Genomic DNA, 26,596 nt, shown 5'->3' with positions numbered 1-26,596 from the left:
ACTTCACACTCTCTTCACCCAGGCATGAAAGTCTCCCATCCGCTCCATCTCGCTGACGAGGATGACAAGATGACGATGAAAACAGGTGCCCTGCTGATCCTGGCCGGGCTCGGCTGCTTTGTGGCCTTCAACCTGCTGGGCTCCACCCTCGATGCCCAGGGCTTCCTGCACGAGCCCTTTGCCCTGCTGCCCCTGGGCTATCTGCTGCTCTTCACCGGCATGGTGCTCACCGTGATCCCTCTGCTGCGCAAGGGGCGCACCAGGGAGCAATGACACAAATCGCAAGGTGCCAAGAGCTCAGCAATAGCGGCTGATCTCGATGAGGTTCTAATCCGGGTCCAGGCAATAGACCGATTCGTTGACATCCTCCCCCACCTTAGCGCTTCGCGTCACAGGAGGGGGATTCCCATTACTGGGTGATAGCTGCTCGCGCAGTACCGGGTTCCTGCTTCATCGGGCGGCCTGATTGCACCACGCCTCCACAGGCTAAAACGGCGTGTCCCGCCGCTAAAATATTGCGAGCGCCGTTCACATCGGCGTTCGCCTCATAACCACACGCAGCGCATTTAAACTGGCTTTGCGTCTGGCGGTTATCCTTCGCAGTATGCCCACAACAGGCGCACTGCTGGCTGGTGTAGGCCGGGTTTATCGCAAACACCTGACCGCCTCGCCATGCCTGCTTATATTCGAGCTGGCGGCGCAGCTCAAACCAGCCCTGATCTAATATCGAACGATTCAGCCTTGATTTTGCCCGGACGTTGCGCCCCGGCTGGCTGGTCGTGCCCGCTGCTGATTTTGACATGCTGGCAACCTTCAAATCCTCAATGACGATCATCGCGTGGTTTTTGCTGATAGTCGTTGTGACCTTGTGAAGGTAATCGCGGCGGGTATTGGCGATATGTGAGTGCAGCCGCTGGATCTTGGCTTTTTGTTTCTTCCAGTTGCTGCTGAACTTTACCTTTTTGCTCAACTGGCGTTGGAGCCTTGCCAGCTTGGTCTGATTGGTTTTGAAGCTGTTGACGGGCTCAAACACCGTGCCATCTGACAGGGTTGCGAGCTTGGCGATCCCCGCATCTAGCCCGACCATTGAGCCGGAGGGGTGAATTGGCTCAAGCGTCTCCTGCTCGACCTGAAAGGAGATATACCAGTGCCCGGCTGCTTGGCTGACGGTCGCGTTTTTAATTTTCCCTTCAACTGGCTGGGACTGACGGAACTTGACCCACGCCAGCCCGGCAGGCAGCTTCACGCGACCCTTTTCAAGGCGGCAATACTTGTCGAAGTTGACGAACCGGATAGCGTCGCGGTTGTCGCTTTTTTTCTTGAATACGGGTGCCTTGGCGGCGAGTTTCTTATCAAAGCAGCGCATCCACGCGCCATGCAAATCCTTGAGCTTCTGCTGGAGGTTGTCGGTATATGCCTCGGCCAGAAAGGCCATTTCTGGGTCTTTCTTCCAACTGGTGAGCATCCTGTTCAGCTCAAAGGCAGAAGGCAGTTTTTCGCCAGCATCCAGAATGCGTTTGGTTTCTGCCAGCCCGTGATTCCAGACATAACGAGCACAACCGCCCAACTGGCGCAGGCGTTGCGCTTGTTGTTCGGTCGGTTCGAGTCGGAATTTGTAGGCTTTCAGAATTTGCATTTAGCGCTCAGTGTGTAGCATTATTGCCATATCTATTAAGCCCGATTGAGTGACAGAATGCAATTCACTAAAATTAATAAATCACGCCATGCGGCCTACGCTTTGCACGTACATTTGGTGTTTATCACCAAGTATCGAAAGCCGATATTGGGGGATCTGCATCACGCTTCCTTCAGTCAGTGTGCGGCAGAGGTTTGCAGAGATTTTGGTGCGGAACTGAAAGAGTGTGACGGAGAGGCTGATCATGTTCACATGCTGATAGAGTACGCGCCAACGGTACAGCTATCGGTACTGGTGAACTCGTTAAAGGCGGTCACATCAAGGCGACTGCGTAATGAATTTCTGGACTTGAGAGGTGCTTACAGCAAACCCGTACTCTGGTCACGCTCTTACTTTGCGGGCTCTTGCGGCGGAGCACCGTTGGAGGTGATCAAGCAATACATTCAAAACCAGCGGGGCTGACGCCCCGGCGAAATTCCCCTCCCACCTACGTCGGAGGGAGTCCCCTTTCGCATTTAAGATGGGACCACAGGCACCGCTTTTCATCACTGGCCCCTCCACGATTTCGACCCCCTGGCTCGCCAGCTGGGCCATCACCTGATCCAGGGGCCAGCTGGTGATGAGGCAGAGATCCCCCGACCCCACCTGCGCCCGGTTGCGCGCCTCCTCCCCCAGCAACTGCAAATTGATCTTCTGGTTGCCAAAACGCAGCGCCCGGCGGCCTGCCCCGAAGGTGATGGGCTCCATCTTGAAGGCGCCGCTGTAAAATGCCACCGCCCGCTCAATGTCGCTGACCGTCAATACCAGATGGTCGATATGGCTTATCATGCTTGCTCCCTGTCATGGTGATTGCCGCACCATCATACCCACCCGCCTCAATAGAAACTGTGGCATGGTGCACAGGGGGCTAACCACTTATTTTGACTAGGGAAATACCTTAACGCACGGCAGCACACGCCTTGTCACGCTGGGCCAGCAGGGTTTCGTCATTACTGCCCATGGCCGCCAGAATGGCCTGATTACAGGCCCGCTCCGCGAGCTTACCCGGGCTCTGCTGGGCATCGGCGATCTCCGCGATCATGGGGCGATAGCCGATGGCGGCCGAGCAGTACATGGTGCGGTACTTGGGAAGCTGCCAACTGCTGTCGTCTTGCCGTGTCAGGTCATCGCACAGTTTACCAAACAGTGCCTGCGCCTTGACCGTGCACTGACTGAAGCGCCGCACATCTTGCTCGTAGGGACGGCAGACACTTTGCTGTTTTATCTGCCAGAGCTGGAAAGAGAAGGGAACCTGCTCTCCCTCATAGGGCACTACCAGCGTTTTTAGCTCGGTGCCATAGATATCCGTCACCTGCTGCTGCACCAGATTGAGATAAGCCGAAAAAAGATAAGATATTGGATCCATCACTACCTCCCTGTGGTTCGCCTTCTCTATCTTCGCCGCCCATGGCTAGATAGATCTTCAAATGGGCAAAATTAGATAACAGCTTACTGATTTAGCTAAAAAAAATGATACCCTGCCTACTCCCCTTATGCACAAGATTCAAGGTCAGTCACCATGCAGCAATGTGGTATTTATGAACAACTCATCACACAACTGTTGGCATCAAGACTAGATCGATCGCATTTCTACATCGGGGAACGACAACTGGAGTCTGCGGAGGCCTCAGTCTGGTTATCACGATTCCTAACTCGTGTGTTGGAATATGCAGTAGGCTCGGTCACTGGCGATGACCCATTACAACGGCAGATTGAGCTGGCTAACCAGTTATTGCTTTGGCTAAAAGATCGCATACAAGACCCAGACTTTATTGGCGAGAACCTTATCGACAGTCAGGGAAAAATACTGACCGCTCTGTACCAGTTGGACAACCCCATTTCCGCCAATTTAAAACAATATGTTGACGATATTTCCCCTCTGACCGGTCTAACGCAAAGTGAGCTGTTCTGCGGCAGCAATGCGGGTTTGTCGATGGAGTCAGAGATTAAACGGGAGATATTATCGGCAGATAGCATCTGCTGGCTGGTCTCATTTATCAAGTGGGCAGGTATCCGTATTTTCCGTCATGAGCTGGAAGAGTTCACTCGCAGCGGCCGCCAATTAAAAGTAATTACTACCTCATATATGGGGGCGACCGACGCCAAGGCAGTTGAATTTTTAGCCAGCCTCCCAAATACCGAAGTCAAACTCAGCTATAACACCCAGCGCGAGCGGTTGCATGCCAAGAGCTATCTCTTTTGCCGAAATACCGGTTTTCATACCGGCTATATAGGTTCCTCCAATCTCTCTCACTCTGCCCTCACCAGCGGCTTGGAGTGGAACCTAAAAATCACCTCGCAAGAGATCCCTCATATTATCGAGAAATCCCTGAGTACCTTTGAAACCTATTGGGAATCCGATGATTTTGAGCTGTTTGATGGCAAGCTCGAAAGCCGTACAAAATTGCAGCATGCACTGCAAGAGGCCCGTGGGGATGGGGACAGAAATAACCCTGCCTATTTCTTTGATATCACGCCGTTTCCCCATCAACTGGAGATCCTTGAACAATTGGCGATGGAGCGCGCTTTACACCAGCGCTTTCGTAACTTGGTGGTAGCGGCTACCGGTACAGGGAAAACTCTGATCTCCGCCTTTGATTTTGCGCATTTTTTGAAAACCAAACCCGATGCCAAGTTTCTGTTTGTCGCCCACAAAGAGGAGATCTTGCGCCAAGCATTAGCCTCGTACCGCGGAGTGCTCAAGCAATCAAATTTTGGCGAACTCTTGGTCGGCGGCGCCGTGCCAACCCACTACCGTCAGCTGTTTGCCTCGGTGCAATCCTTGAATAACCAGCTGGCTAATTTACGTCTTAGTCAAGACTATTTCGATTACATCGTCATTGATGAGGTTCACCATATTGCGGCGGCCAGTTATCGCGGTCTGCTCGCCACCTTTGAACCTCAGATTCTGTTGGGATTAACCGCAACGCCAGAGCGCCATGATGGCGGTGATATTCTTGCCGACTTTTGTGGTGTCATCGCAGCAGAGATCCGCTTGCCCGAGGCCATCAATCGTCGCCATCTCTGTCCGTTCCAATATTTTGGTATCGATGATGATACTGACTTGCGCCAAGTGACTTGGAAAAATGGCCGTTATGACATTACTGAGCTCACCAATATCTATACCCACAATCAGCAGCGGGTACAGAAGATAGTCCAGAGCCTCAATGAGATCGTCACCGATATTACCAAGATCAAAGCACTGGCATTTTGTGTGAGCCGTGAACATGCCGACTTTATGTGCAAGGCATTTTTATTGAAGGGCATCAAGGCTGACATCCTCACTAGCGATAACCGAGACGAGCGACATAGTAAGCAACAAGATTTGCGTACCGGCGTTATCAATATTCTCTGCGTGGTGGACATCTTCAACGAAGGGGTTGATATCCCGGAAGTCGATACCTTGCTGTTTTTACGACCAACGGAAAGCCTCACCATCTTCTTGCAGCAATTGGGACGTGGCCTGCGGCTGGCGAGCGATAAAGAGTGCTGCACCGTATTGGACTTTGTTGGGAATGCCCGTGCGGAGTATGACTTTGCCCAGAAATTCCGGGCTCTGGTGGGTAAAACCAATAAGGCGATCAGCCACGAGATCAAACAGGGCTTCCCTCACGCCCCCTTGGGCTGCCGCATCGAGCTCTCAAAACAGACCCAAGAGTTAATTCTGAGCAATATCAAAAAGGCGACTCTCAATACCTCGCGCCTCATGGGCCTGATCCGCCGTTTCTCACAGGATTGCGATTTACCGCTGACACTGGCGAATTTTCTGAAGTTCTACCCTCATATCAGCCTTGAGGAGATCTACAAGCGCGGCAATTGGAGCGCCTTGGTCAAACAGGCCCACAACCATACCATTTCTGAAATGAGTGATGAGAAGCTGTCGACCCTCTACACCCGGGCCATCAAAACCCGGCTATTGGGCTGCGATGCGCTCCATTACTTGAACTTCTTACAAACCTTGGTGGAAAGCGCCTTTACCTTAACGGCTGAGCACGATGAGCGGATGGCCTTGATGTGCCATTACGACTTCTGGCAACAAAGCGGCCCCAACGCAGGCTTTAGCTCCTTGGCGCACAGCCTGAAACAACTCAATCAACCAGAGTTAAGGGCCGAGCTGGCAGATCTGTTGCCCATGCTGATCAACCGGGTGCAGCACGAACAAAGCGCCATGCCAGATCTTCCCGGCAATCCACTACAACTGCATGCTCGCTATGCCAGAGAGCAAGTGCTGGTTGGCTTTGGGGCAACCACCTTCGCGCAGCAACCCACGGCTCGCGAAGGGGTCTATGTCATCGCAGAGCACAATATCGAGTTGCTGTTCGTGACCTTGAACAAAACGGAGCAGCACTTCTCCCCCACCACCCGTTATCACGACTACGCCATTAATGAGTCACTGTTCCATTGGCAGAGCCAAAACAGCGCTCGCCCAGAGCGAGGCAAGGGGCTGAGTTACATAAACCACAGGGCAGAGGGTAAGCGCGTGTTTCTGTTCGTTCGTGAGCAGAGCAAAGATGAATTTGGCCGCACCCTTGGCTTTGTGAACTTTGGTGAGGTGGAGTACATCTCCCACAGCGGTAGCCAACCGATGAACATTAAATGGCGTCTCACTACTCCGATGCCGCCTTTTATGTGGAAAGAAGCGGCCAAATTGGCAGTTGGCTGAGCGACCCATCACAACAAGGCCCACCCACGGCGGGCCGCCTTCGTGTGGTCAGCAGGCAATCCGCTCTATGCGACCACCACTGAGTTTGAAGAAGGCATCCTGTGGCAGCTCCTGCAGCCAGGTGGTGGTGTAGTCCAGATCCACATAGGCGCCGCGCAGCATGGCGCCAAAGAGACCGTGAGAAACCACGATGGCCTGCTCGGCAATCTGCTCGTCCTCAAGCCATTGCCGGGCCCGGCGCTGAATGCTCTCAAAACTCTCGCCATGGGGGGCCCGCAGATACCAGTCCGGCTCCTCCAGATCCAGCTCGGGGTGGGCCGCCAGCAGCTCGGGCACCCGGCGACCCTCCCACTCCCCCATCCCCAGCTCCACCAGCCGCTCGTCCCAGATGATGCGCTCCTGGTCCAAGCCAAGCTGCTGACACACCCGCTCCGCCGTCTGCCGTGCCCGGCCGAGGGGGCTGGCGTAGATCGTCCAGTCGGTGGGCTCGGCCAGGAGCTTGGCCAGACGGGCCCCCATGGCGAGGGCCTGGGCTTCTCCCCTGGGGGTCAACTCGGAGTTGCAACGCCCCTGCAACCGCAATTCGGCGTTGTAACGGGTCTGGCCATGGCGCAGCAAATAGAGGGTTCGAGACATGGTTTCTCCAGCAGAGTCAACGAGATAAGAAAACAGGGGGAAGATGATAACAGATGTACCGGGTCAACCAAGACCCGGAGGATGCAGGCTTGTGCTGACTCCTTGAGCGCATGGCCTGCGGCTATCGTGATAAGGACGACAGGGGCTGCGCGCCTTTATCGCACAGGCGCCTTGTGCGCTTACCACACGCCTTCGCCACGGGCCCGCCAGCGCCGTGGCAAGCGCCCCATGCTCCCCTATCTTGTTGTTCAGACGGAATAAAATGGGGATGTGCCGGTTTATCGGTCACAGGATGGCGGCCAAAGCCAGAAAAGACAGAGTTTTTGCTCTGATCCGGGGGCCATTTTGGTACGTATCTCTGGCTCACGACAGGGACGCCTGGTGTACAATCTGCCACCCGATTTCCCCTGACCCGGCCCAGGCTCAGGCCCTGATGTACCCCAGAGTAAATGAACGTGACCCCAACCCACCCCATGCTCGACAGTTATTACAGCCAGGATCTGGTGTTCTTCTCCATCCTGGTGGCGGTGCTCGCCTCCTATACGGCGCTGACCATGACCAGCCGGGTGAGCCAGAGCCGGGGACGGGCCGCCGTGCTCTGGCTCGCGGGGGGAGCCTTCGCCATGGGGCTCGGCATCTGGTCCATGCATTTTATCGGCATGCTCGCCTTCAACCTGCCCATCGCGCTGGGATACGATCTGACCCTCACCGGTCTCTCCCTGGTGGCAGCCATCGGCTCCTCGGCCTTTGCGCTCTGGCTGGTGAGTCGTCCCCAGCTCCCCTGGCACCAGATCCTGTTCGGGGCCGTGCTGATGGGGGCCGGCATTGCCACCATGCACTACATCGGCATGGCGGCCATGAAGATAGCGCCTGGCATCCACTACCTGCCTGGGCTCTTCATCCTCTCCATCCTCATCGCGGTATTCGCCTCGGGGGCCGCACTCTGGATAGCGTTTCGCCTGCGCAACAGCTCGCCCCGCGCCTTCTTCAGCAAGGCCTTCGCCTCCCTGGTGATGGGGACAGCCATCATCGGCATGCACTACACCGGCATGGCGGCGGCCCAGTTCCCCGCAGAGAGCCTGTGCGGGGCCCTCTACACCGGTCTCAATACCCAGTGGCTGGCAACCGTGGTCATCATAGTGACCCTGGCGGTGTTCGCCATCGCCTTCGTGCTCTCCATGCTGGATGCCCACGCCGCCAGGCTCTCCACCTCCCTGCATCAGGCCCACGACGAGCTGCTCAAGCTGGCGCTCCATGACAGCCTGACCCGGCTGCCGAACCGGCTGCTGTTTGCCGACCGGCTGGAGCAGCGCATCCAGGAGTGTCAGCACAGCCAGCGCAGCTTCTCCCTGCTGTTTCTCGATCTCGACGGCTTCAAGATCATCAACGATGCCCACGGCCACCACACCGGGGATCTGCTGCTGGCCGAGGTGGCCCAGCGCATCACCGGCCTGCTCGGTGCCAGCGACACCGCCTCGCGCTTTGGCGGGGACGAGTTCGTGCTGGCCCTGGCGCCGGGGGATGTGAGCCAGACCACGGCCTTCGCCGAGCGGCTGCTGGCCACCCTGGCCCAGCCCTATGAGTGGGAGCACCACAGCCTGCACATCACCGCCAGCATCGGCATTGCCGTCTATCCCCAGGATGGCACCAGCCTGCACGAGCTGACCCTCAACGCCGATGCCGCCATGTATTACGCCAAGGAGCAGGGGCGCAACGACTACTACTACTTCGACAGCGCCATGAACGCCAACGCCCACCAGCAGTTCCTGCTGCACAAGGAGCTGCAACACGCCCTGGAGCGGGGGGAGCTGGCCCTGCACTACCAGCCCAAATACTGTGCCCGCAGCGGCCAGGTGGTCGGCGCCGAGGCCCTGCTGCGCTGGCAGCACCCGGAGCATGGTGCCGTCTCGCCGGCCAGCTTCCTGCCGCTGGCGGAGAAGAGCCGGCTCATCATCCCCATCGGCAACTGGGTCATCGACGAGGCGTGCCGCCAGATGAGCGCCTGGCGGGCGGCGGGTCATCACGACTGGAGCGTGGCAGTCAATCTCTCCACCATCCAGCTCGCCAGCCCCGGGCTGCTGGAGGAGGTGCAGGGCGCCCTCGCCCGCCATCGGCTCGAGGCCCGTCACCTGACCCTGGAGATCACCGAATCCACCGCCATGCAGAAGGCCGAGGAGAGCCTCGCCATCCTCAACCGTCTGGCCGAGCTCGGCCTTGGCATCTCCATCGACGACTTCGGCACCGGCTACTCCAGCCTGCTCTACCTCAAGCGCTTCCCCGCCAACGAGCTCAAGATTGACCGGGGCTTTGTCACCACCCTGGAGCGGGGGGGCGATGATGCCACCATCATCGCCGCCATCATCGCCCTGGGTCAGGCCCTGGAGATGCGCATCGTGGCAGAGGGGGTGGAAACCCCGGAGCAGCGGGACCTGCTGACCGAGCTGGGCTGCGACACCTTGCAGGGCTACCTGCTCGGGCGCCCCATGACCGGGGAGCAACTGCTTGTCCACTGCGCTCCCGAGACTCCCCAACGGGTGCTGGAAGGTGTGCTTGCCTGACAAGCAGGTGAGGCGCAGCGCCCGTGTCGCCAGGGTCATCACCAGCCCGATTGCGTCCCTTCACGACTCAAGGTAGTCTGCTGCAAGACTCGAATGCTCCTTTATTTTGCCGGGCGCATCGAGCGCCCCCCATGGCAGATCACCCGTTCAGAGGAGCCACATCCATGGCCAGATACCAGTTCTTCAGCGTCCCCGCCTCCCGCCGTCAGCAATATACCTATGTCGACATGGCCTCCCCCACCTTCCTCACGGAGAAGGAGGCGCTGCTGACGCAAGGGTTCGAGGTGGAAGAGGATTTCATCGACGCGGCCACTCCCCGCGAGGCGGTGGAGAAGTACAGATCCGGTTTTCTCTACGTGGCGGACGAGATAGGCAAGTCAGACGAGGCCTATGCGGCGGCAACGGCCTTGCTGGAGATGGGCAATAAGATCCTGGGCCGCAAGGCGGGCTGAACAAGGCGGGCCGCCGGGACGATACCCCGATGGCCCGCAGGCAGTCAGCGTTGGGGGTGCTGGCGGAGCATCTCCACCAGCTCCTCTTCACTGCCGGGTTCATGGGCAAGCTGCAGGCTGGGGGCGGCGCCCCCCATCAGCATATAAACGTGAGTGCTGCAGTGATCGTAGTGATACCACTTACCGTCGATACAGACGTCGGTATAGCATCTCGGGTCCCTCTTGAGTTCCATACGCACATCCTTATGTGTCATTCACCAACATCACTCTTGACCGTAAAATAAGGTTCTTCGCGGGATCTTGGGGAAGTGGAAGTTGACAGACAGGGTGCTGGTAAACTGGCTGTCTCCAAACACACCACCACCATCACCCTGCTGTCGCCGTGCATCATATTGATATTGCCTCCTTCTGGCCAGGTTATACCGTCATCGCCCAAGCGCTTTCTGCCAACCATCACACCCTGTTTACCCTTGAGCCTCGCGCCGACCTGTTGCCCCGTTGTCGCCGATGCCTGCAACCCACGCCATTGATCCACGACCAACGTATCCGCCGGGTGCGTGAGCGAGACCTATTTGACCGACAAGTCTGGTTACAACTGCCTGTTCGCCGCGTCGACTGTCTGCGCTGTGGTCGCGTCAGTGAACATATCGACTGGCTCCCCTCTGGCTCCCGCCTCACCCGGCGCATGCAGTGCTGGATTGAAGCGCTCGTTCAGTACCTCCCCATCCGCCATGTCAGCCAGCTCACCGGGGTCGGTTGGCACACCATCAAGGAGATCGACAAGCGCCGTTTGCAGACCAGTGTGGGCACCATCGAACTTGGGGAGGTGCGGCGGCTGGTGATGGATGAGTTTGCCCTGCACAAGGGACACCGCTATGCCACCGTGATCATGGATGCCGAGCGAACCCGCGTCCTGTGGGTGGGGCACGGCAACAGCCGGGCCGCTATCCGTCCCTTCTTCGAGCAGCTCGGCGAGCGATGCCAGCAGATTGAGGCGGTGGCGATGGACATGAACACGGCGTTCGACCTGGAGGTGAAGCAACACTGCCCGCAGGCGGAGGTGGTCTACGACCTGTTCCACGTGGTGGCTCGCTATGGCCGAGAGGTGGTGGACCGGGTGCGAGTGGAGCAGGCGAATGCACTGAAAAGCGATAAACCGGCGCGAAAAGTGGTCAAAAGTGCGCGTTGGTTGCTGCTACGTAATCGGGCGAAGCTGAGTGAAAAACAGGATGTGAAGTTGCAGGAGCTGTTGGCGGCGAATCAACCGCTGGCGATGGTGTACGTGCTGAAAGAGGCGTTGAAGGGCATCTGGTATGCGCCGAGCGTGTGGGAAGGATGGCGACGATGGCGGAGCTGGATGCGGCAGGTGAAGGAAAGCGGGCTAGCGCCGCTGCAACGATTTGGTCGAAATTTATCGAAATATATGCGGGGGATCCTGGCGAGTGCAAACTACCCGATGCACACGAGTGTGCTGGAAGGGGTGAACAACAAGATCAAAGTGATAAAGCGTATGGCATATGGATTTAGGGACTCAGAATACTTTTTTCTGAAAATCAAGGCGGCCTTCCCCGGAAAGCCGCGATGAACCAAATTTAAGGTCAGAGTTCATCGTCAAAAACATGACGTATTGCGTAAGCAGCTCATAAAACGCGGATCGCTTTGATGGTTCCAATTCGATCGCTTCTTTGATGGGAAAGGGGGCGGTGGACAACCTTGTGAAGAGCCACTCCTGCGTTTTGATCGAGATGTGCAGCTGCTTGGGGTTATGGCCAACCATCAGTTGGGTGAAGTTGTAGAGAGGTAACAGGACCTCATGAGCGGTCAACGGCTTCATAGACACTCCATTCTCGTTTGGATAAGGAGATTGAGTATTGATCATGCGAAACAGTGGGGGTAGCCCCTCTGTCTGCCCGGCGTGGTGGCCGGGCACTGATGAGCAGCCGACCTGGGCCCAGGTCTTCACCGCCTCGAACAAGGAGCACGGCGATGACCAAAACAGAGATGGATATTCGGCTTACCAAGATATTCAGCGCGGCCGCCATTGCACAGGCGACCCCTGATAAACGGGCTGTGTGCAGACAGCTCAAGCAGTTTGATAGAGAGGCTCGTGCCCAAGGGCTGTTTGCTCTGGCAGGAGAAGCCAGCCAGATGCGCTGGCAACTGGTAGCGGAACTGCAGCAAGCCAGAGCAGCAGAGGTCAGTCATGGCGGCGTCTAATTGGCAGGCTCTGCTGGTCTATGTGATGAAGTTTGGCCCCTTGAACCAGCAAGGTGCCGAGCAGTGGCTCGATAGTCATTGCCCTGAGTGGCGCAATGGAAACGATGTGCCTGCCGGTCAAATCTGGGTGGCAAAAGTGGGGAGAAGTCATGACAGCAAGCAATGAACGCACCCGCTTGATCCGGCTGGTGCAGGTGGGCCGCCGCTCCCTGGGGCTGGATGACGAAACCTATCGTGAGCTGCTGACCCAGCAGAGTGGCAAGTGCTCTGCGGCAGCGCTGTCGATCCAGGAGCTGGACAAGGTGCTGCAAGCCATGAAGGGGGCAGGGTTTAAACCGACTGTTAAACGTGGCGTAAAAGGAGGCAAGCAGAAGCGTTTAAGCCCGGTCAGCGGTACCCAGGTTCGGACGGCTGAAATAGGGGTGATCCGGGCTATCTGGATCACAATGGCCAAACACGGCCTGCTGCGTGATGGCAGTGAGACGGCGCTCAATCACTATGTGGAGCGTCAGACGGTGCGGATCAATAACGGGGTGGGTGTGGCCGAGGTGTCCTGGCTCGATGGTGCGTTGGCTTATTCGGTGCTGGAATCCCTCAAGCACTGGCATAAGCGGGAGATGGTCAAGGCCCTGCAGGCGGCCAATAAAACTAGGTTCATCGCGGCTTTCCGGGGAAGGCCGCCTTGATTTTCAGAAAAAAGTATTCTGAGTCCCTAAATCCATATGCCATACGCTTTATCACTTTGATCTTGTTGTTCACCCCTTCCAGCACACTCGTGTGCATCGGGTAGTTTGCACTCGCCAGGATCCCCCGCATATATTTCGATAAATTTCGACCAAATCGTTGCAGCGGCGCTAGCCCGCTTTCCTTCACCTGCCGCATCCAGCTCCGCCATCGTCGCCATCCTTCCCACACGCTCGGCGCATACCAGATGCCCTTCAACGCCTCTTTCAGCACGTACACCATCGCCAGCGGTTGATTCGCCGCCAACAGCTCCTGCAACTTCACATCCTGTTTTTCACTCAGCTTCGCCCGATTACGTAGCAGCAACCAACGCGCACTTTTGACCACTTTTCGCGCCGGTTTATCGCTTTTCAGTGCATTCGCCTGCTCCACTCGCACCCGGTCCACCACCTCTCGGCCATAGCGAGCCACCACGTGGAACAGGTCGTAGACCACCTCCGCCTGCGGGCAGTGTTGCTTCACCTCCAGGTCGAACGCCGTGTTCATGTCCATCGCCACCGCCTCAATCTGCTGGCATCGCTCGCCGAGCTGCTCGAAGAAGGGACGGATAGCGGCCCGGCTGTTGCCGTGCCCCACCCACAGGACGCGGGTTCGCTCGGCATCCATGATCACGGTGGCATAGCGGTGTCCCTTGTGCAGGGCAAACTCATCCATCACCAGCCGCCGCACCTCCCCAAGTTCGATGGTGCCCACACTGGTCTGCAAACGGCGCTTGTCGATCTCCTTGATGGTGTGCCAACCGACCCCGGTGAGCTGGCTGACATGGCGGATGGGGAGGTACTGAACGAGCGCTTCAATCCAGCACTGCATGCGCCGGGTGAGGCGGGAGCCAGAGGGGAGCCAGTCGATATGTTCACTGACGCGACCACAGCGCAGACAGTCGACGCGGCGAACAGGCAGTTGTAACCAGACTTGTCGGTCAAATAGGTCTCGCTCACGCACCCGGCGGATACGTTGGTCGTGGATCAATGGCGTGGGTTGCAGGCATCGGCGACAACGGGGCAACAGGTCGGCGCGAGGCTCAAGGGTAAACAGGGTGTGATGGTTGGCAGAAAGCGCTTGGGCGATGACGGTATAACCTGGCCAGAAGGAGGCAATATCAATATGATGCACGGCGACAGCAGGGTGATGGTGGTGGTGTGTTTGGAGACAGCCAGTTTACCAGCACCCTGTCTGTCAACTTCCACTTCCCCAAGATCCCGCGAAGAACCTAAAATAAGGGACCTAAGTCCCCCTTGACCTGGATCAAGGGAGGTGGCGGGCAAAAGCGGGCAGTGGCCGGATCTGGCCGGGGCGGGATGCCGCCAGCCTGGATGACAGAGCCCGCCAACCGGCCCCAGCCAGGCAACAGCGCAACAAAAACGGCGCCCGAAGGCGCCGTTTTTCATGTCCGTCATTTGACCGACGGGGAACAAGCCGCTGGCTTATTCGTCTTCCAGGTAGGCGTAGCCTTGCAGACCCAGCTCCAGCTCGTCGAGCAGGGCCTTGCGGGTCTCGTCGTCCAGCGCCGGGTGGGAGACGATGCGCTGGTAGTTCTCGCGGATCACGGACGGGTCGATGTTGACGTAACGCAGCAGCTGGTCGACGGTGTCGCCACGCACCACGTTGCGGATGTCCATCTTGCCTTCTTCATCCAGCCACACTTCCGCGCAGTGGGTGTCACCGAACAGGTTGTGCAAATCCCCCAGGATCTCCTGATAGGCACCCACCAGGAAGAAGCCGACGTGGCACTCTTCGTGCTCCCCGTAGACCGGCATCGGCAGGGTGCTTTCCACCCCCAGACCGTCGACGTAGTGCTCCACCTGACCGTCGGAGTCACAGGTGATGTCCATCAGGATGCCGCGGCGGGTGAGCGGACGATCAAGACCGGCCAGCGGCATCACCGGGAACACCTGACCGATACCCCAGGCATCCGGCAGGGACTGGAACAGGGAGAAGTTGGCAAAGCACTTGTCCGCCAGTTTCTCGGAGAGCTCGTCGGCCAGGGCGCGGTGGTTGCGGTTGACCGGGTTCAGCAGCTCCTTGAGCGCCAGACAGGTGTTCTGGTGCAGCATCTCGGCCCAGGCGCGTTGCTCCAGGTTCAAGAGGCCCATGGTGTACTGGGCGTTGACGTCACCGAGATCCGCCACGGAGTCGTGGAAGATCTCCAGCAGGGAGGGATCTTCCCCGCGCAGGTCCAGCCAGCCTTTCCACATGTTCTGCAAGATGGTGGGCGCGTCTTCGTCCGGGGCGCTGATGTCGTTCACCTCCACCCCTTCGGCACCAATGATGTTGGTGACCAGCACGGCGTGGTGTGCAGTCAGGGCACGGCCGGACTCGCTGATGATGGTCGGGTGCGGCAGGTCGAACTCGCGGCACACATCGCCGATGCCCCAGACCACGTTGTTGGCGTACTCGGAGAGGCTGTAGTTCGCGGAGCAGTGGCTCTGGGAACGGGTGCCCTCGTAGTCCACACCCAGGCCGCCGCCCACGTCCACCACCTCGACCTTGGCGCCAAGACGGCACAGCTCGGCGTAGAAGCGGCCGCACTCGCGGATGCCGCCCTGGATGTCGCGGATGTTGGCGATCTGGGAGCCCAGATGGAAGTGCAGCAGTTGCAGGCAGTCCAGCTTGCCGAGGCTGCGCAGACGCTCCACCAGCGCCAGGATCTGGGAGGCGGAGAGACCGAACTTGGACATGGAACCGCCGCTCGATTCCCACATACCGGAGCCGGTGGACGCCAGACGGGCGCGCACCCCGATGTTGGGCTTGATGTTGAGACGAGCTGACTCGTCCAGCACCATTTCCAGCTCGGAGGGCTTCTCCACCACGATGTAGACCTTGTGGCCCATCAGGTTGCCCAGGAGGGCGTGGCGGATGTATTCGCGGTCCTTGTAACCGTTGCAGACGATCACGGACCCTTGCTCATGATGATGGGACAGCACGGCCAGCAACTCGGGCTTGGAGCCCGCTTCCAGCCCAAGCCGGGGCTTGTCGCTGTAGGACTGACTGATGGTCTCGATGACGCGGCGCTGCTGGTTTACCTTGATCGGGTAAACGCACAGGTAATCCCCTTCATAGCCTGACTTTTCGATGGCCTGACCGAAGGCGTTGAACAGCGCATCGACCCGGCTCTTGAGGATGTCGGGGAAACGCAGCAACACCGGCGTGGTCAGCCCGGACTGGCGCAGTTGCTCGATGGCCTCGGACAGCACGATCTGAGCCTCGGGGCGAGACTTGTCGGGAGAGACGGTCACATGACCGGCGTCATTGATATTGAAAAAACCCGCACCCCAGTAGGGAACGTTGTAGACCTTCAAGGAGTCCTTGCTGGACCAGTTAGTCATGGGCTATGCCTCGCAAATGAGCGGCCGTGGGCCGCCTTCGTTACCCTCAATCACATCCAGACCATTGATTGCAAAATGCGGCAAGCCAGAGCGGCCTGCTGACGTTGGACCCGCAACGGAGCATGCTCCGCCACATCCTGTTCATTGCACATCGCGGCAAGCCAAGGCTGCCTGGTGGATCTTGGGAAGTAACGAGTCTTGATGTGGGGCTGGTGGCTTTACATCAAGCTCAACGGTATGCGGTAACACCTTGCCGGCGTACCGCGGTACTTTGATGACAATCGGCATCAGCCACGCCGTTTGTTCATCATTCGGCAGCCATCCCGACGGACAGGAGAAGGTTTCAAGGAAGAGAAGGGAAGACGTCAGCACGCATCATGTTGATGGACGACAACCACTACGACCCGCTCAACGCCAGTGACCGCCCATGACAAGGGAGATGATGAGCCCGAAGCCCACTCGGTCAGCTGAAAGATGAGAGTCCGTTGTTCTCCCTGATACCGGAGCCTAACCGGTATTAAAGAAACCATTCCCCAGCAGTGTCTGTCGTTTCTGCGTGCCTCGCCCTATAGGCGTCATGATCCTGCGGGTCTGGCGGACACGGCCTGCGCAGGGTTGCCCTCGGATCGGCGCGGAGTGTACACACTTACCGCAGCCAGTGACAATAAAAAATCGTGTTAAAAAACGGGTTTTCATCGGGGGGCAAAATCTCGCTGCCAGCAAGGCGGGCTCTGGGATGGCGGGGGATGAGAGCGCGTGGGCGAGGCGATGAAAATAACCAACACGTCACGCTTTTTGGGTCACCCCTTGCCAGCGCTGGGCCGAGGGGAAATTCAGCTTTATCGCAATTGCTTAACCAGTTTTTATTTTGGAATTTTTATGCAAACTGCCGAGCAATGATCCCCGCCCCTCCCCTTCGATGGCCCTCCTCTCTCCCACAAAATCATCAAAAACTGCGCTGACGCAATAAGCGGCGCCGCCGTCTTGGCCACAATGACTCCTCTTTCGTGACCCGAGGCTTGCCCATGAACACCCTGCTTTCGCGCTTTCTCCACTACCTCACCTTTCATACCCGCTCCGATGCGACCAATCCTGCCTGCCCCAGCAGCGAGGGACAGCGCCTCTTCGCCCGGGCCCTGCGCGACGAAATGACGCAGATGGGGCTGAGCCAGGTCACCCTGGACGAGCACCAGCCGGATGCCCCCGCCATCGGGCTCATCGCCCACATGGACACCGCCGATTACGAGGCCGAGTGCGTCGTTCCCCAGATAGTCGAGAACTATCAGGGGGGCGATATCTGCCTTGGCAAAGGGGACGAGGTGCTGGCCATCCGCCAGTACCGCTTCCTGAAAAACTACCTGGGGCAGGATCTCATCACCACCGACGGCACCACCCTGCTGGGGGCCGACGACAAGGCGGGCATCGCCGAGATCCTCACCGCCGTGGAATACCTGCAGGCTCACCCCGAGATCCCCCGTGGCGATGTCTGGGTCGGCTTTACCCCGGACGAGGAGATAGGGCGCGGTGCCGACCGCTTCCCGCTGGAGCGCTTCCCGGCCAAGTGGGCCTACACGGTGGATGGCGGCGAGCTCGGCGAGCTCGAATGCGAGAACTTCAACGCCGCCAGCGCCACGGTGCGCATCACAGGCAACAACGTCCACCCCGGCACCGCCAAGGGCAGCATGATCAACAGCCAGACCCTGGCCGCCCGCTTCCATGCCGCCATGCCCGCCGAGCAGACCCCGGAGTGCACCCAGGGGTATGAAGGCTTCTTCCACCTGGCCCGGATGGAGGGCACGGTGGAGGAGACCACCCTGCACTACCTCATCCGCGACTTCGACGATGACTGCTTCGCCGCCCGCAAGGCCCAGCTCAAGGAGCGGGTCGCCTCCCTGCAGCTGGACGCCCCCAGGGCGCGCATCACCCTGGAGATAGCGGATAACTACCGCAACATGCGCAGCCAGATAGCGCCCCATCCCCACATCGTCGAGCTGGCCAAAGCCGCCATGGAGGCCGCCGACGTGGTGCCCAAGATCAAACCCATTCGCGGCGGCACCGACGGCGCCCGGCTCTCCTTCATGGGGCTGCCTTGTCCGAACCTGTTCACCGGCGGCCACAACTTCCACGGCAAGCACGAGTTCATCCCCCTGCAATCCATGGAAAAAGCGGTCGCCACCCTGGTGGCGCTGGTGCGCCTCACCTCTGCCTGGCGGGCAGAGTAAGGGGGCAAGGACGGGGTTCGCCCCGTCATCAAACCGTCACCCAACCGACACACGAAAGGCACGCAGGGGCGTCAAACTGGGGCAAAGTTCAGCGGAGCCTTGCCCATGTTCGACGTCGATACCCTGTTGGGGCAGCACCTGCCCCGCCTCGCCAGCCAGCCCCTCCTCCGTCCCCTGATGAGGCAGGGGCTGAGCTGGTTGCTGCACGAGGAGGCCTTCACCCGCTTTGCCGCGCGCCATCCCCACCTGCGCGGTCTGGACTTCATCGAGCAGGCCCTCACCGAGCTCCACTTCGACTACCGGGTGAGCGAGGCCGAGCTCGAGCACATTCCCGCCAGCGGCCGGGTCATTCTTGTCGCCAACCACCCCATCGGCTCCCTGGACGGGCTGGCCCTGCTGCGCCTCATCGGGCGCATCCGCCCCGACGTCAAGATAGTGGCCAACCAGGTGCTGGCCCAGCTCGCGCCGCTGCGCCCATTGCTATTGCCGGTGGACAACCTGGGGGGCAAGACCGACAGGCAGGCCATCCTCGCCATGAACGAACACCTCGCCGCCGACGGGGCCCTGGTTATCTTCCCCGCAGGCGAGGTCTCCCGCCTCGGCCCCAAGGGGGTAAAGGATGGCCCCTGGCAGGCCGGCTTCATCAAGCTGGCCCAGCGCAGCCGAACGCCCCTGGTGCCCATTCACCTGGGAGGGCGCAACAGCCTCTGGTTCTATCTCGCCTCCTGGCTCAACAAGCCCGCCTCCGCCCTGCTGCTGGTACGCCAGCTGTTTCGCCAGCAGGGGCGGACGCTGCCGGTGACCATAGGGGCGCGCATTCCCCTCGCCAGTTTTCAGGAGTTGCCGGCCAAGACGGCAGCCCGGCTGGTGCGCGGCCACCTCTACCGAATCGCTCGAGGCAAGGCGGGACGGTTGCAGACCGAGGCCCCCATCGCCCTGCCGGAGGATCGCCGCCTGCTGAAACAGGCCATCGACGGGTGCGAGCTGCTCGGCCAGACCCCGGACGGCCAGCGTATCCTGCTCTATCGCCGCCACGAGCAGAGCCACTCGGTGATCCTGCGTGAACTGGGGCGCCTGCGGGAGATCGCCTTTCGGGCGGTGGGGGAAGGCTCGGGCAAGCGGCGGGATCTCGATGCCTTCGACGATGACTATCACCACCTCATCCTCTGGGATCCCGCCCGCCTCGACATCATCGGCGCTTACCGTTTCGCCCCGGTGGCCGAACGGCTGGCCAGCAAGGGGCTGGATGGCCTCTACAGCCACACCCTGTTCGGCTTCGAAGAGAAGCTGCTGCCCCGGCTGGAACAGGCCATCGAGCTTGGCCGCAGCTTCATCCAGCCCGCCTACTGGGGCAAGCGGGGGCTCGATTACCTCTGGTTCGGCATCGGGGCCTATCTGGCCCGCTATCCCCAATACCGTTACCTGTTCGGGCCCGTCACCCTCTCCGGCAGCCTGCCGCCAGCGGCCAAGGATCTGCTGGTGGGCTTCTATCGCCAGCACTTCGCCCCCGCCCTTGCCCTCGCCCCTTCCCGCCGCCCCTATCCCGCCACGCCGACGCTGTTCGAGGGGCGCGATTACGGGGACGACCTCAAGGTGCTCAAGGCCGGGCTAGACAACCTGGGCTGCGCCATTCCCACCCTCTACAAGCAGTACGCCGAGCTGTGCGAGCCGGGGGGCGTGCAGTTCATGGACTTTGGCATCGACCCGGACTTCAACCACTGCATCGACGGCCTGGTGTGGGTGGACGTGAGCCGCATCAAGCCCCACAAGCGGGCCCGCTATATCGGCCTCCCCGCCGGGGAAGGGCTGGCCACATCTGGCGACCGTTGACCGGGGGCCGCAACGAAAGAGGGAGGCCTGCGCCTCCCTCTTTCACATCATGGGTGATGCAGCCTACTCGGCTGCGGGTTTGCGATCCGCATGGCCGAGATCCCGCTCCGGGGCGATGACATCCCGCACCCGCTGCTTGATCTCCTTGGCCTCGGGGAAGCCCTCGTCGGCCACCCTGTCCCACACCAGCACCCCGTCCACCAGGATGCGAAACTCCCCCTTGCTGGCGGGCACCAGGGCCACCTCGCCCAGTTCGCCGTCGAAGGTGGAGAGCAGTTCCTGGGCGAGCCAGGCGGCTCGCAGCATCCAGCGGCAGAGGGTGCAGTAACGGATTTCGATGCGCGGTTTCGCGAGGGGCAAATGGGTGTCTGTCATGGGGTGACTCCGTGAAAATCGGTCAACCAGTGGCGAGCGATGCGCTGCATGGTGGCCTGGGGCAGTTCGTGAAGGCCCGGGGTGGATGCCTGATGGGCCAGTTGGTGCACCCCTTCGATGATCTCCGCCAGCACCAGGTAGACATATTCGCCGATGACGGCGCCGTGGACGAAGTTGACCGCCTCCCCCCGGTTGAGCAAAAAGATGGTGCTGCCGTCCGGCCGGGTCAGGGCCAGCACATGGGGACACACCTCCTCGCTCGGCCAGGGCAGCTGGGCGAGGCTGAAGGCGAATTCGTCGTCGGCGGAGGTGACCGAGGCCAGCATGGCGCCGGGGCGCAGGGCCTGCAGATCGGTGATGTCGAGGGAGCCGTTGCCGGTGGAGCAGATCACCAGCTCGGCGCGGCCCAGGGCCTCGGCCTTGTTCACCAGCTTGAAGCCGTGGGAGAGCGCCTCCACCTGGCGCAGGGCATCCGTCTCCACCAGCTCCAGATGCAGGTTGCGACAGCGCAGTTCCCGGGCGATGCTGCGCCCCACCTTGCCATAGCCGAACAGGGCGGCCTGGCAGACATTGAAGGTACGCCTCAGGGTACGCGCGAGGGACTCCGCGGAGTAGACCACGCTCAGGCCGATCTGGATATCTTCCGCCTGCTTGAGGGGGCTGCGGGCCACCGAGATGACGGGGGCCGCCAGGGACTCCTGTTCGTAGCGCTGATGGCCGTTCTCGGTCATCTCCACCACCCCGATGAAGCGGGCGCCAAAGTGCTCGGCCAGTACCGCCTGGCTCTTGGCGAAGTAGCCGCCGATGTCGAGGATGATGAGCCGCTCGTGGGACATCACCAGGGGGGCAATCTGGGCGATCACCTCACCGGGATCCGAGGTCCAGTGGCGATTGAGGGGCAGCACGGGGTAGTGCTGCTGGGCCCAGGCCAGCGTCGGCCCGTGCACGGACTTGGGTTTGGGCAGGATGGCACCGACCCGGCCCACCCGATCGAGCACCTGGATGAAGTCGGGTCTGTCGGGAAGCAGGTGGGTCACCAGCAGGATGCAGAGATCCCCAAGACATCCCTGTTCGGTGAAATGGCGAAAAAACAGATGCTCAGATCCCTGACTGTGCAACTGTGGCCTCCTTAGCGTGCCGCGGGAAAGCAGGCAAACAGAACCCGGCATAGCCGGGTTCTGTGTGTATCCAGATAATTGAAAATCCTTTTTATCCGAAAGCACCATGGGTCTCAATCTTTATCTGTCCAGACTTTGACAAGCCCATCAATTTCTAAGGTAATAGCCTGTTTTTCATGCAGAAATCAGTAAAGTGACGCCTCTGGCCATACCCACCACAGACTCACTCCGGCACCGACGGCCGCCACCAGGATCAAGACCCCCCAGCGAGAGAGTCCCGGGCGCCCGTGCAGGGCACGTTCCAGCAGCGGCAACAGCCAGACCGGCAGCAGCACCAGCAGGGGCACTTCCACGTACTGCCAGGCGAGCATCTGCACGAAGGCGAGTGAAAGCCCCAGGGCAGCCGGAGTCACCTTGACCCCTGCAAAGGCGCCGAGCAGGGCACGGAATCCGGCAAACGCGGCCAGGGCCCCCGTCAGCTGGGCGATGAGCAGGCTGCCATCGATGCCGATGACCAGCGCCAGCCAGATGAAGGCCAGGGCGAAGCCGAGCCCCTCCTCGCTGTCACCGCGCCAGCTCGTCCAGCCAGACCAGAGGATGGCGGGCAGCAGGGCCAGCCAGATCCCGGGCTCGCTCGCCAGCACGGAGGCCAGCCCCTGCCACCACACCAGGGCGCCCAGCACCCCGAACAGCGCGAGGGCGATCCCCTTATTGGTACCCTGGGTCAGGGCGGGTACCAGCAGGGTCAGTGGCAGCCACTGCCACGCCTTGACCGGCAGGCCATAGGCACCGCCCAGCAGGCAGCCCACCAGCCAGATCCCCAGGGCGCCCCACAGATAGCCCAGCCGCGGCCAGCGCCACGACAGCAAAGCGGCCCCTAAAGGAGCCGCCAGGGTTTGAAGCAGGAGTGCTGCGCCCATTACTTGCGCACGCCTTCAACGAACAGGTTGATGGTCATCTCGTCAGGGATGTTCGGCACCATGTAGTTCACGCCGAACTCGCTGCGCTTGATGGTGGTGGTGGCGTTGAAGCCGCTGCGGTAGCCGCCCCAGGGATCCTTGCCCTCGCCAATGTGGACCAGGTCGAAGGCCACGTCCTTGGAGACGCCGTGCAGGGTCAGGGTGCCCTTGAGCACGCCTTTGTCCTTGGTGCCTTCATAGCCGGTGCTGACGAAGGTCATCTTGGGGTACTGCTTCACGTCCAGGAAGTCGGGGCTGCGCAGGTGCTTGTCGCGGGCCTCGTGGTTGGAATCCACGCTGGCGGCATCGATTTCGAAGTTCGCCTTGGCCGCCGCCGGGTTGGCGTCGTCCATGCTGAAGGTGCCACTGAAGGTGTTGAACCGGCCGACCAGTTCGGAGAAGCCGAGGTGGCCCACCTTGAACTGGACTGTGGTGTGCGCTGCATCGACATCGTAATCGGCAGCCATCAGGGGAGCCGCCATAAACAGGCAAGAGGCCAGCAGGGCCTTGGTCATTTTCATTCCGATCGTTCCTTCATTGGGGGTTCACAACGGTGTCCAAAATGCTAACCTCCTATCGAGAATAGATAATCATCGATTTATTAAAATAATTATCAACCGAGAGTGGAATATGGATCAGATAGCCGCCATGCGCACCTTCATCAAGGTGGTGGAGTGCCAGAGCTTCACCAAGGCCGCCCATCAGCTCGGGATCTCGGTCGCCATGACCTCCAAGCTGATGCAGCAGCTCGAGGAGTCCCTCTCCACCCGGCTGCTGTCGCGCACCACCCGCCAGGTCAATCCCACCGAGGCGGGCCAGTTCTACTACCAGCGCTCCCTGGCCCTGCTGGCGGAGCTGGAAGAGACCCACAGCCAGCTCACCCACAACAACCAGCAGCCCCAGGGCACCCTCAAGCTCTCGGTGCCCATGGATTTCGGCTACCTGCACCTCTCCCCCGCCCTGCCCCTGTTTCGCGAGCGCTACCCGGACTTGAAGCTCGAGATTGAGTACAGCGACCGGCGGGTGGCCCTGGTGGAGGAGGGGTTCGATCTGGCCCTGCGCATCGGCAACCTGCCGGACTCCTCCCTGGTGGCCAAGCCGCTCGCCATGATGAAGATGGTGGTGTGCGCCAGCCCCGACTACCTGGCCCGCCGGGGCAGGCCGAAGACCCCGGAGGATCTCAAGCAGCACGACTGCCTCATCTACACCCTGACCCAGCCGGACTGGGTCTTCAAACGGGATGGGGAGGAGCACAGCATCCGTCCCCAGGGGCCCCTTCGCGCCAACAACGGGGTGGCCCTGACCCGGGCCGCCTGCGACCACCAGGGCATCATCTTGCAGCCCACCTTCATTGTGGGGGATGCGCTGCGCTCGGGGGCGCTGGTCCCCTTGTTGCTGGAGTGGGAGAAGGGGCAGGTGGGGCTCTATGCCCTCTATCCGCACCGCCGTTTCGTGTCGGCCAAGGTGCGCTGCTTCATCGAATTCGTGCAGGAGCGCTATCTGGCGCCCCACTACTGGGACAGGGAGACCTGAGCCCGGGCTCAGGGGGTGGGCATCAGCTCGGCCACCAGCAGGTGATCCTGCTGGCTCATCTGCCAGCGTGGCAGACGCTGGCGCAAGGCGGCGAGCTCGGCCTCCCCCAGCGCATAGGGCAGGGTGACGTGCAGGCAGTGGCAATCCAGCATAGCCGCCAACTGCATCATCAGGGCGAGGTTTGCCTCGTCGCTCTTGTGCTTGTTGATGCGCTTGCCGAGCTCGTGGCGAAAGTGGGTCTCGGGATCCTGGGTCATCGCCTGCCAGCCGTAACCAAAGAGCGGAATGAAGGCGCTGACGATGCCAAGGGCGGTGAGGGGCCGTTTGGGCGGGTGATAGAGGGCGTTGAGATCCAGCAGGATGGGGCTTTGATGGGGCTCACGACTGCCGGATAAAATAGTATTGCTCATTGGATTACCCTGTTGATTCCTCTAGACTTCGCCGCATATTTGACCTGACATGCCAACGAGGTGCTGATGCTAAGCGATATCGAGATCTCCCGCCAGTCCCCCCGCCTGCCCATCGCCGAGGTGGCAGCACAGCTCGGCATAGCGGCCGCCCATCTCCACCCCCACGGCCATTACAAGGGCAAACTCGACCTCGCGCTGCTCCATCACGCCCCCACCCGCGAGCCCGGCAAGCTGGTGCTGGTGAGCGCCATCACGCCGACCCCCCTTGGGGAGGGCAAGACGGTCACCACGATCGGCCTCTCCATGGGGCTCAACCACATCGGCCAGCCCAGCATCGCCACCATTCGCCAGCCGAGCCTCGGCCCCGTCTTCGGGGTCAAGGGGGGCGCCGCCGGGGGCGGCATGGCCCAGGTGGTGCCGATGGAGGAGATGAACCTGCACCTCACCGGGGATTTTCACGCCCTCACCGCCGCCCACAACCTGGCCTCTGCCGCCCTCGATGCCCGCCTGTTCCATGAACGCAAACTCGGTGACCAGTTCAGCGCCAGAACCGGTCTGGCGCGGCTCGATATCGACCCGGCCAACATCCTCTGGCCCCGCACCCTGGACATGAACGACCGGGCGCTTCGCCACCTCACCCTCGGCCAGGGCGGCGCTGCCGATGGTGTCGAGCGCCCCGATCGCTTCGTCATCACCGCCGCCTCCGAGCTGATGGCCATTCTGGCGCTGGCCAGGGATCTCAAGGACTTGCGCGCGCGTATCGGCCGCATCCAGCTCGCCCTCGACCAGCGCGGCCAGCCCATCACCGCCGAGCAGCTGGAAGTGGCGGGGGCCATGACGGTGCTGCTCAAAGACGCCCTCAAGCCCACCCTGATGCAGACCACGGAGCAGACCCCTGTGCTGGTCCACGCCGGCCCCTTTGCCAACATCGCCCACGGCAACTCCTCCGTCATCGCCGATCGCATGGCGCTGGGTCTTGCCGACTACGTGGTGACCGAGGCGGGTTTTGGCTCCGACATGGGGCTGGAGAAGTTCTTCAACATCAAGTATCGCCAATCCGGCCTCGCCCCCACCTGCGTGGTGCTGGTGGCCACGGTGCGCGGCCTCAAGGCCAACAGCGGCCTGCTCGACATCCGGCCGGGCCTGCCGCTGCCGGCCAGCCTGCAAGGGGAAGATCTGCCCACCCTGACAGCGGGGTGCGCCAACCTCGCCTGGCATATTCACAACGCCCGCCGTTACGGGGTGCCCGTGGTGGTCGCCATCAACCGCTTCCCCACCGACAGCGACGCCGAGCTGGCCCTGCTGGAGGCGGCGGCGCGCCAGGCCGGTGCCTGTGGGGTCGCCCTCTCCCGGGCCTTCACTGACGGTGGCGCGGGCGCGGCGGATCTGGCTCACGCCGTGGTGGCGGCCTGCAAGCAGCCCAGTGAGGTCAGGCTGCTCTACCCCGATGAGATGAGCCTTGCCGCCAAGCTCGCCACCCTGGTGGAGTGCGGCTATGGCGGCCGGGGCATCACCCTCTCGGACAAGGCGTGCCAGCAACTGGCCAGACTCTCGGCAGAGGGCCAGGATCACCTGCCCGTCTGCATGGCCAAGACGCCGCTCTCCATCAGCCATGACCCCGCCAGGAAGGGCGTGCCGACGGACTTCGAGGTCCCCATTGAGGAGGTGAAACTCTGCGCGGGGGCAGGCTTCGTCTATGCCCTGGCAGGCCCCATCATGACCATGCCGGGCCTGGGCAGCCTGCCGGCCTATCGCCATATCGACATCAACGATGACGGCGACATCGTCGGCCTGAGCTGACGCGCAGTCTGGCAGCCTGCCCTCCCTGAACACCATATGGACATCGACGATGACGGGGAGATTGTCGGCCTGAGCTGA

Annotated in this window: 25 protein-coding genes, 1 other RNA gene and 1 pseudogene; 14 read left to right on the top strand and 13 right to left on the bottom strand. The window is 60.6% G+C overall.

The window, feature by feature from the left end:
* Nucleotides 1-69: 69 nt before the first annotated feature.
* Nucleotides 70-273 (top strand): DUF3955 domain-containing protein, encoded by a 204-nt coding sequence (locus tag I6L32_RS14115; protein WP_049636791.1) that lies wholly within the window; start codon nt 70-72, stop codon nt 271-273.
* 136 nt (nt 274-409) lie between these two features.
* On the opposite strand, the gene I6L32_RS14110 is transcribed toward I6L32_RS14115, so the two are convergent.
* A complete protein-coding gene (locus I6L32_RS14110) occupies nt 410-1,636 on the bottom strand; it encodes an RNA-guided endonuclease TnpB family protein (protein WP_216944019.1) in 1,227 nt (408 codons plus the stop codon).
* 57 nt (nt 1,637-1,693) lie between these two features.
* Between I6L32_RS14110 and tnpA the strand changes: the two genes are divergently transcribed.
* Nucleotides 1,694-2,098, top strand: a complete 405-nt coding sequence (tnpA, locus tag I6L32_RS14105) for an IS200/IS605-like element ISAs26 family transposase (RefSeq protein WP_041211383.1) — start codon at nt 1,694-1,696, stop codon at nt 2,096-2,098.
* Between the two features lie 57 nt (nt 2,099-2,155).
* Here tnpA and I6L32_RS14100 read toward each other — a convergent pair.
* Both I6L32_RS14100 and I6L32_RS14095 read right to left on the bottom strand, forming a co-directional pair.
* Nucleotides 2,156-2,464 (bottom strand): annotated as a pseudogene (locus I6L32_RS14100) (VOC family protein); the annotation flags it as partial.
* A gap of 109 nt (nt 2,465-2,573) precedes the next feature.
* Nucleotides 2,574-3,041, bottom strand: coding sequence for a hypothetical protein (locus I6L32_RS14095; protein ID WP_049636326.1), 468 nt, complete (start codon nt 3,039-3,041; stop codon nt 2,574-2,576).
* A gap of 153 nt (nt 3,042-3,194) precedes the next feature.
* Between I6L32_RS14095 and I6L32_RS14090 the strand changes: the two genes are divergently transcribed.
* Nucleotides 3,195-6,338 carry a DUF3427 domain-containing protein gene (locus I6L32_RS14090; RefSeq protein ID WP_049636327.1) on the top strand — a complete coding sequence of 1,048 codons (3,144 nt, stop codon included), beginning with the start codon at nt 3,195-3,197 and terminating at the stop codon, nt 6,336-6,338.
* 48 nt (nt 6,339-6,386) lie between these two features.
* On the opposite strand, the gene I6L32_RS14085 is transcribed toward I6L32_RS14090, so the two are convergent.
* Nucleotides 6,387-6,974 (bottom strand): histidine phosphatase family protein, encoded by a 588-nt coding sequence (locus tag I6L32_RS14085; protein ID WP_049636328.1) that lies wholly within the window; start codon nt 6,972-6,974, stop codon nt 6,387-6,389.
* A gap of 449 nt (nt 6,975-7,423) precedes the next feature.
* Between I6L32_RS14085 and I6L32_RS14080 the strand changes: the two genes are divergently transcribed.
* Together I6L32_RS14080 and I6L32_RS14075 are read left to right on the top strand one after the other, a co-directional pair.
* Nucleotides 7,424-9,532: a bifunctional diguanylate cyclase/phosphodiesterase gene (locus I6L32_RS14080; RefSeq protein ID WP_223917956.1), complete on the top strand. Its 2,109-nt coding sequence runs from the start codon at nt 7,424-7,426 to the stop codon at nt 9,530-9,532.
* Between the two features lie 164 nt (nt 9,533-9,696).
* On the top strand, nt 9,697-9,984 hold the full coding sequence (locus I6L32_RS14075; RefSeq protein ID WP_049636330.1) for a hypothetical protein: 288 nt from the start codon (nt 9,697-9,699) through the stop codon (nt 9,982-9,984).
* Nucleotides 9,985-10,028: 44 nt separating this feature from the next.
* On the opposite strand, the gene I6L32_RS14070 is transcribed toward I6L32_RS14075, so the two are convergent.
* Entirely contained in the window at nt 10,029-10,217 is a 189-nt protein-coding gene (locus I6L32_RS14070) for a hypothetical protein (protein ID WP_010674183.1), read from the bottom strand.
* Nucleotides 10,218-10,366: 149 nt separating this feature from the next.
* Here I6L32_RS14070 and I6L32_RS14065 point away from each other — a divergent pair, with 149 nt between their 5' ends.
* Nucleotides 10,367-11,569 carry an ISL3-like element ISAeme19 family transposase gene (locus I6L32_RS14065; RefSeq protein WP_084865641.1) on the top strand — a complete coding sequence of 401 codons (1,203 nt, stop codon included), beginning with the start codon at nt 10,367-10,369 and terminating at the stop codon, nt 11,567-11,569.
* Here I6L32_RS14065 and I6L32_RS14060 read toward each other — a convergent pair.
* Entirely contained in the window at nt 11,516-11,818 is a 303-nt protein-coding gene (locus I6L32_RS14060; RefSeq protein WP_210538746.1) for a hypothetical protein, read from the bottom strand. The genes I6L32_RS14065 and I6L32_RS14060 overlap by 54 nt on opposite strands.
* Nucleotides 11,819-11,861: 43 nt before the next feature.
* On the opposite strand from I6L32_RS14060, the gene I6L32_RS14055 reads away from it, so the two are divergent.
* The 4 genes from I6L32_RS14055 (at nt 11,862) to I6L32_RS14040 (ending at nt 12,887) form a co-directional block, all read left to right on the top strand.
* Nucleotides 11,862-11,930, top strand: an RNA gene (locus I6L32_RS14055) — hammerhead ribozyme type II.
* Nucleotides 11,931-11,970: 40 nt separating this feature from the next.
* The gene (locus I6L32_RS14050) at nt 11,971-12,201 is read left to right on the top strand and encodes a hypothetical protein (protein WP_042074588.1); all 231 of its coding nucleotides are present in this window, start codon (nt 11,971-11,973) and stop codon (nt 12,199-12,201) included.
* Entirely contained in the window at nt 12,188-12,367 is a 180-nt protein-coding gene (locus I6L32_RS14045) for a hypothetical protein (protein ID WP_216944018.1), read from the top strand. Before I6L32_RS14050 ends, I6L32_RS14045 begins: the two co-directional genes overlap by 14 nt.
* The gene (locus I6L32_RS14040; protein ID WP_210538745.1) at nt 12,351-12,887 is read left to right on the top strand and encodes a gp16 family protein; all 537 of its coding nucleotides are present in this window, start codon (nt 12,351-12,353) and stop codon (nt 12,885-12,887) included. The genes I6L32_RS14045 and I6L32_RS14040 overlap by 17 nt, the downstream gene beginning before the upstream one ends.
* Here I6L32_RS14040 and I6L32_RS14035 read toward each other — a convergent pair.
* Both I6L32_RS14035 and speA read right to left on the bottom strand, forming a co-directional pair.
* Complete coding sequence (locus I6L32_RS14035; protein ID WP_084865641.1) at nt 12,856-14,058, bottom strand: ISL3-like element ISAeme19 family transposase; 1,203 nt, start codon at nt 14,056-14,058, stop codon at nt 12,856-12,858. The two genes, I6L32_RS14040 and I6L32_RS14035, sit on opposite strands and share 32 nt — an antisense overlap.
* 311 nt (nt 14,059-14,369) lie before the next feature.
* Nucleotides 14,370-16,271, bottom strand: coding sequence for a biosynthetic arginine decarboxylase (speA, locus tag I6L32_RS14030; protein ID WP_029314286.1), 1,902 nt, complete (start codon nt 16,269-16,271; stop codon nt 14,370-14,372).
* A 1,025-nt stretch (nt 16,272-17,296) separates the two neighbouring features.
* On the opposite strand from speA, the gene pepT reads away from it, so the two are divergent.
* Together pepT and I6L32_RS14020 are read left to right on the top strand one after the other, a co-directional pair.
* Nucleotides 17,297-18,493 carry a peptidase T gene (pepT, locus tag I6L32_RS14025; RefSeq protein ID WP_216944017.1) on the top strand — a complete coding sequence of 399 codons (1,197 nt, stop codon included), beginning with the start codon at nt 17,297-17,299 and terminating at the stop codon, nt 18,491-18,493.
* Between the two features lie 105 nt (nt 18,494-18,598).
* Nucleotides 18,599-20,323, top strand: coding sequence for a lysophospholipid acyltransferase family protein (locus I6L32_RS14020; protein ID WP_216944016.1), 1,725 nt, complete (start codon nt 18,599-18,601; stop codon nt 20,321-20,323).
* Between the two features lie 63 nt (nt 20,324-20,386).
* Here I6L32_RS14020 and I6L32_RS14015 read toward each other — a convergent pair whose 3' ends face one another.
* From I6L32_RS14015 to I6L32_RS14000, 4 genes are all read right to left on the bottom strand, one after another.
* On the bottom strand, nt 20,387-20,698 hold the full coding sequence (locus I6L32_RS14015; protein ID WP_010674179.1) for a SelT/SelW/SelH family protein: 312 nt from the start codon (nt 20,696-20,698) through the stop codon (nt 20,387-20,389).
* Nucleotides 20,695-21,816, bottom strand: a complete 1,122-nt coding sequence (locus I6L32_RS14010) for an adenosylhomocysteinase (RefSeq protein WP_103259839.1) — start codon at nt 21,814-21,816, stop codon at nt 20,695-20,697. The genes I6L32_RS14015 and I6L32_RS14010 overlap by 4 nt, the downstream gene beginning before the upstream one ends.
* Nucleotides 21,817-22,001: 185 nt before the next feature.
* Nucleotides 22,002-22,736 carry a hypothetical protein gene (locus tag I6L32_RS14005; RefSeq protein WP_114522595.1) on the bottom strand — a complete coding sequence of 245 codons (735 nt, stop codon included), beginning with the start codon at nt 22,734-22,736 and terminating at the stop codon, nt 22,002-22,004.
* Nucleotides 22,736-23,296 (bottom strand): YceI family protein, encoded by a 561-nt coding sequence (locus I6L32_RS14000; protein WP_053288582.1) that lies wholly within the window; start codon nt 23,294-23,296, stop codon nt 22,736-22,738. The genes I6L32_RS14005 and I6L32_RS14000 overlap by 1 nt, the downstream gene beginning before the upstream one ends.
* 109 nt (nt 23,297-23,405) lie before the next feature.
* Between I6L32_RS14000 and I6L32_RS13995 the strand changes: the two genes are divergently transcribed.
* Nucleotides 23,406-24,308, top strand: coding sequence for a LysR family transcriptional regulator (locus I6L32_RS13995; protein WP_039038856.1), 903 nt, complete (start codon nt 23,406-23,408; stop codon nt 24,306-24,308).
* A gap of 8 nt (nt 24,309-24,316) precedes the next feature.
* Here the strand turns inward: I6L32_RS13995 and I6L32_RS13990 are convergent, their stop codons facing one another.
* The gene (locus tag I6L32_RS13990; protein ID WP_010674174.1) at nt 24,317-24,718 is read right to left on the bottom strand and encodes a hypothetical protein; all 402 of its coding nucleotides are present in this window, start codon (nt 24,716-24,718) and stop codon (nt 24,317-24,319) included.
* Between the two features lie 66 nt (nt 24,719-24,784).
* Here I6L32_RS13990 and I6L32_RS13985 point away from each other — a divergent pair, with 66 nt between their 5' ends.
* Entirely contained in the window at nt 24,785-26,518 is a 1,734-nt protein-coding gene (locus I6L32_RS13985) for a formate--tetrahydrofolate ligase (RefSeq protein ID WP_216944015.1), read from the top strand.
* The last annotated feature ends 78 nt before the right edge of the window (nt 26,519-26,596 follow it).

The sequence above is a fragment of the Aeromonas sp. FDAARGOS 1402 genome, assembly GCF_019046925.1.
Taxonomy (GTDB): Bacteria; Pseudomonadota; Gammaproteobacteria; order Enterobacterales; family Aeromonadaceae; genus Aeromonas; species Aeromonas caviae.
The sequence above is the reverse complement of the archived record's forward strand: the minus strand, read 5'-3'. Positions and strand labels throughout refer to the sequence as shown.

Bases quoted from the DNA above. Each gene is read 5' to 3' on its own strand.
- I6L32_RS13985 (WP_216944015.1), top strand. From the start codon at position 24,785: ATGCTAAGCGATATCGAGATCTCCCGCCAGTCCCCCCGCCTGCCCATC.
- I6L32_RS14095 (WP_049636326.1), bottom strand. From the start codon at position 3,041: ATGGATCCAATATCTTATCTTTTTTCGGCTTATCTCAATCTGGTGCAG.
- I6L32_RS14050 (WP_042074588.1), top strand. From the start codon at position 11,971: ATGACCAAAACAGAGATGGATATTCGGCTTACCAAGATATTCAGCGCG.
- I6L32_RS14060 (WP_210538746.1), bottom strand. From the start codon at position 11,818: ATGAAGCCGTTGACCGCTCATGAGGTCCTGTTACCTCTCTACAACTTC.
- I6L32_RS14080 (WP_223917956.1), top strand. From the start codon at position 7,424: ATGAACGTGACCCCAACCCACCCCATGCTCGACAGTTATTACAGCCAG.
- I6L32_RS14110 (WP_216944019.1), bottom strand. From the start codon at position 1,636: ATGCAAATTCTGAAAGCCTACAAATTCCGACTCGAACCGACCGAACAA.
- I6L32_RS14040 (WP_210538745.1), top strand. From the start codon at position 12,351: ATGACAGCAAGCAATGAACGCACCCGCTTGATCCGGCTGGTGCAGGTG.
- tnpA (WP_041211383.1), top strand. From the start codon at position 1,694: ATGCAATTCACTAAAATTAATAAATCACGCCATGCGGCCTACGCTTTG.
- I6L32_RS14005 (WP_114522595.1), bottom strand. From the start codon at position 22,736: ATGGGCGCAGCACTCCTGCTTCAAACCCTGGCGGCTCCTTTAGGGGCC.
- I6L32_RS14090 (WP_049636327.1), top strand. From the start codon at position 3,195: ATGCAGCAATGTGGTATTTATGAACAACTCATCACACAACTGTTGGCA.
- I6L32_RS14020 (WP_216944016.1), top strand. From the start codon at position 18,599: ATGTTCGACGTCGATACCCTGTTGGGGCAGCACCTGCCCCGCCTCGCC.
- I6L32_RS14070 (WP_010674183.1), bottom strand. From the start codon at position 10,217: ATGGAACTCAAGAGGGACCCGAGATGCTATACCGACGTCTGTATCGAC.
- I6L32_RS14015 (WP_010674179.1), bottom strand. From the start codon at position 20,698: ATGACAGACACCCATTTGCCCCTCGCGAAACCGCGCATCGAAATCCGT.
- I6L32_RS14085 (WP_049636328.1), bottom strand. From the start codon at position 6,974: ATGTCTCGAACCCTCTATTTGCTGCGCCATGGCCAGACCCGTTACAAC.
- I6L32_RS14115 (WP_049636791.1), top strand. From the start codon at position 70: ATGACGATGAAAACAGGTGCCCTGCTGATCCTGGCCGGGCTCGGCTGC.
- I6L32_RS14045 (WP_216944018.1), top strand. From the start codon at position 12,188: ATGGCGGCGTCTAATTGGCAGGCTCTGCTGGTCTATGTGATGAAGTTT.
- I6L32_RS14075 (WP_049636330.1), top strand. From the start codon at position 9,697: ATGGCCAGATACCAGTTCTTCAGCGTCCCCGCCTCCCGCCGTCAGCAA.
- I6L32_RS13990 (WP_010674174.1), bottom strand. From the start codon at position 24,718: ATGAGCAATACTATTTTATCCGGCAGTCGTGAGCCCCATCAAAGCCCC.
- pepT (WP_216944017.1), top strand. From the start codon at position 17,297: ATGAACACCCTGCTTTCGCGCTTTCTCCACTACCTCACCTTTCATACC.
- I6L32_RS14000 (WP_053288582.1), bottom strand. From the start codon at position 23,296: ATGAAAATGACCAAGGCCCTGCTGGCCTCTTGCCTGTTTATGGCGGCT.
- speA (WP_029314286.1), bottom strand. From the start codon at position 16,271: ATGACTAACTGGTCCAGCAAGGACTCCTTGAAGGTCTACAACGTTCCC.
- I6L32_RS13995 (WP_039038856.1), top strand. From the start codon at position 23,406: ATGGATCAGATAGCCGCCATGCGCACCTTCATCAAGGTGGTGGAGTGC.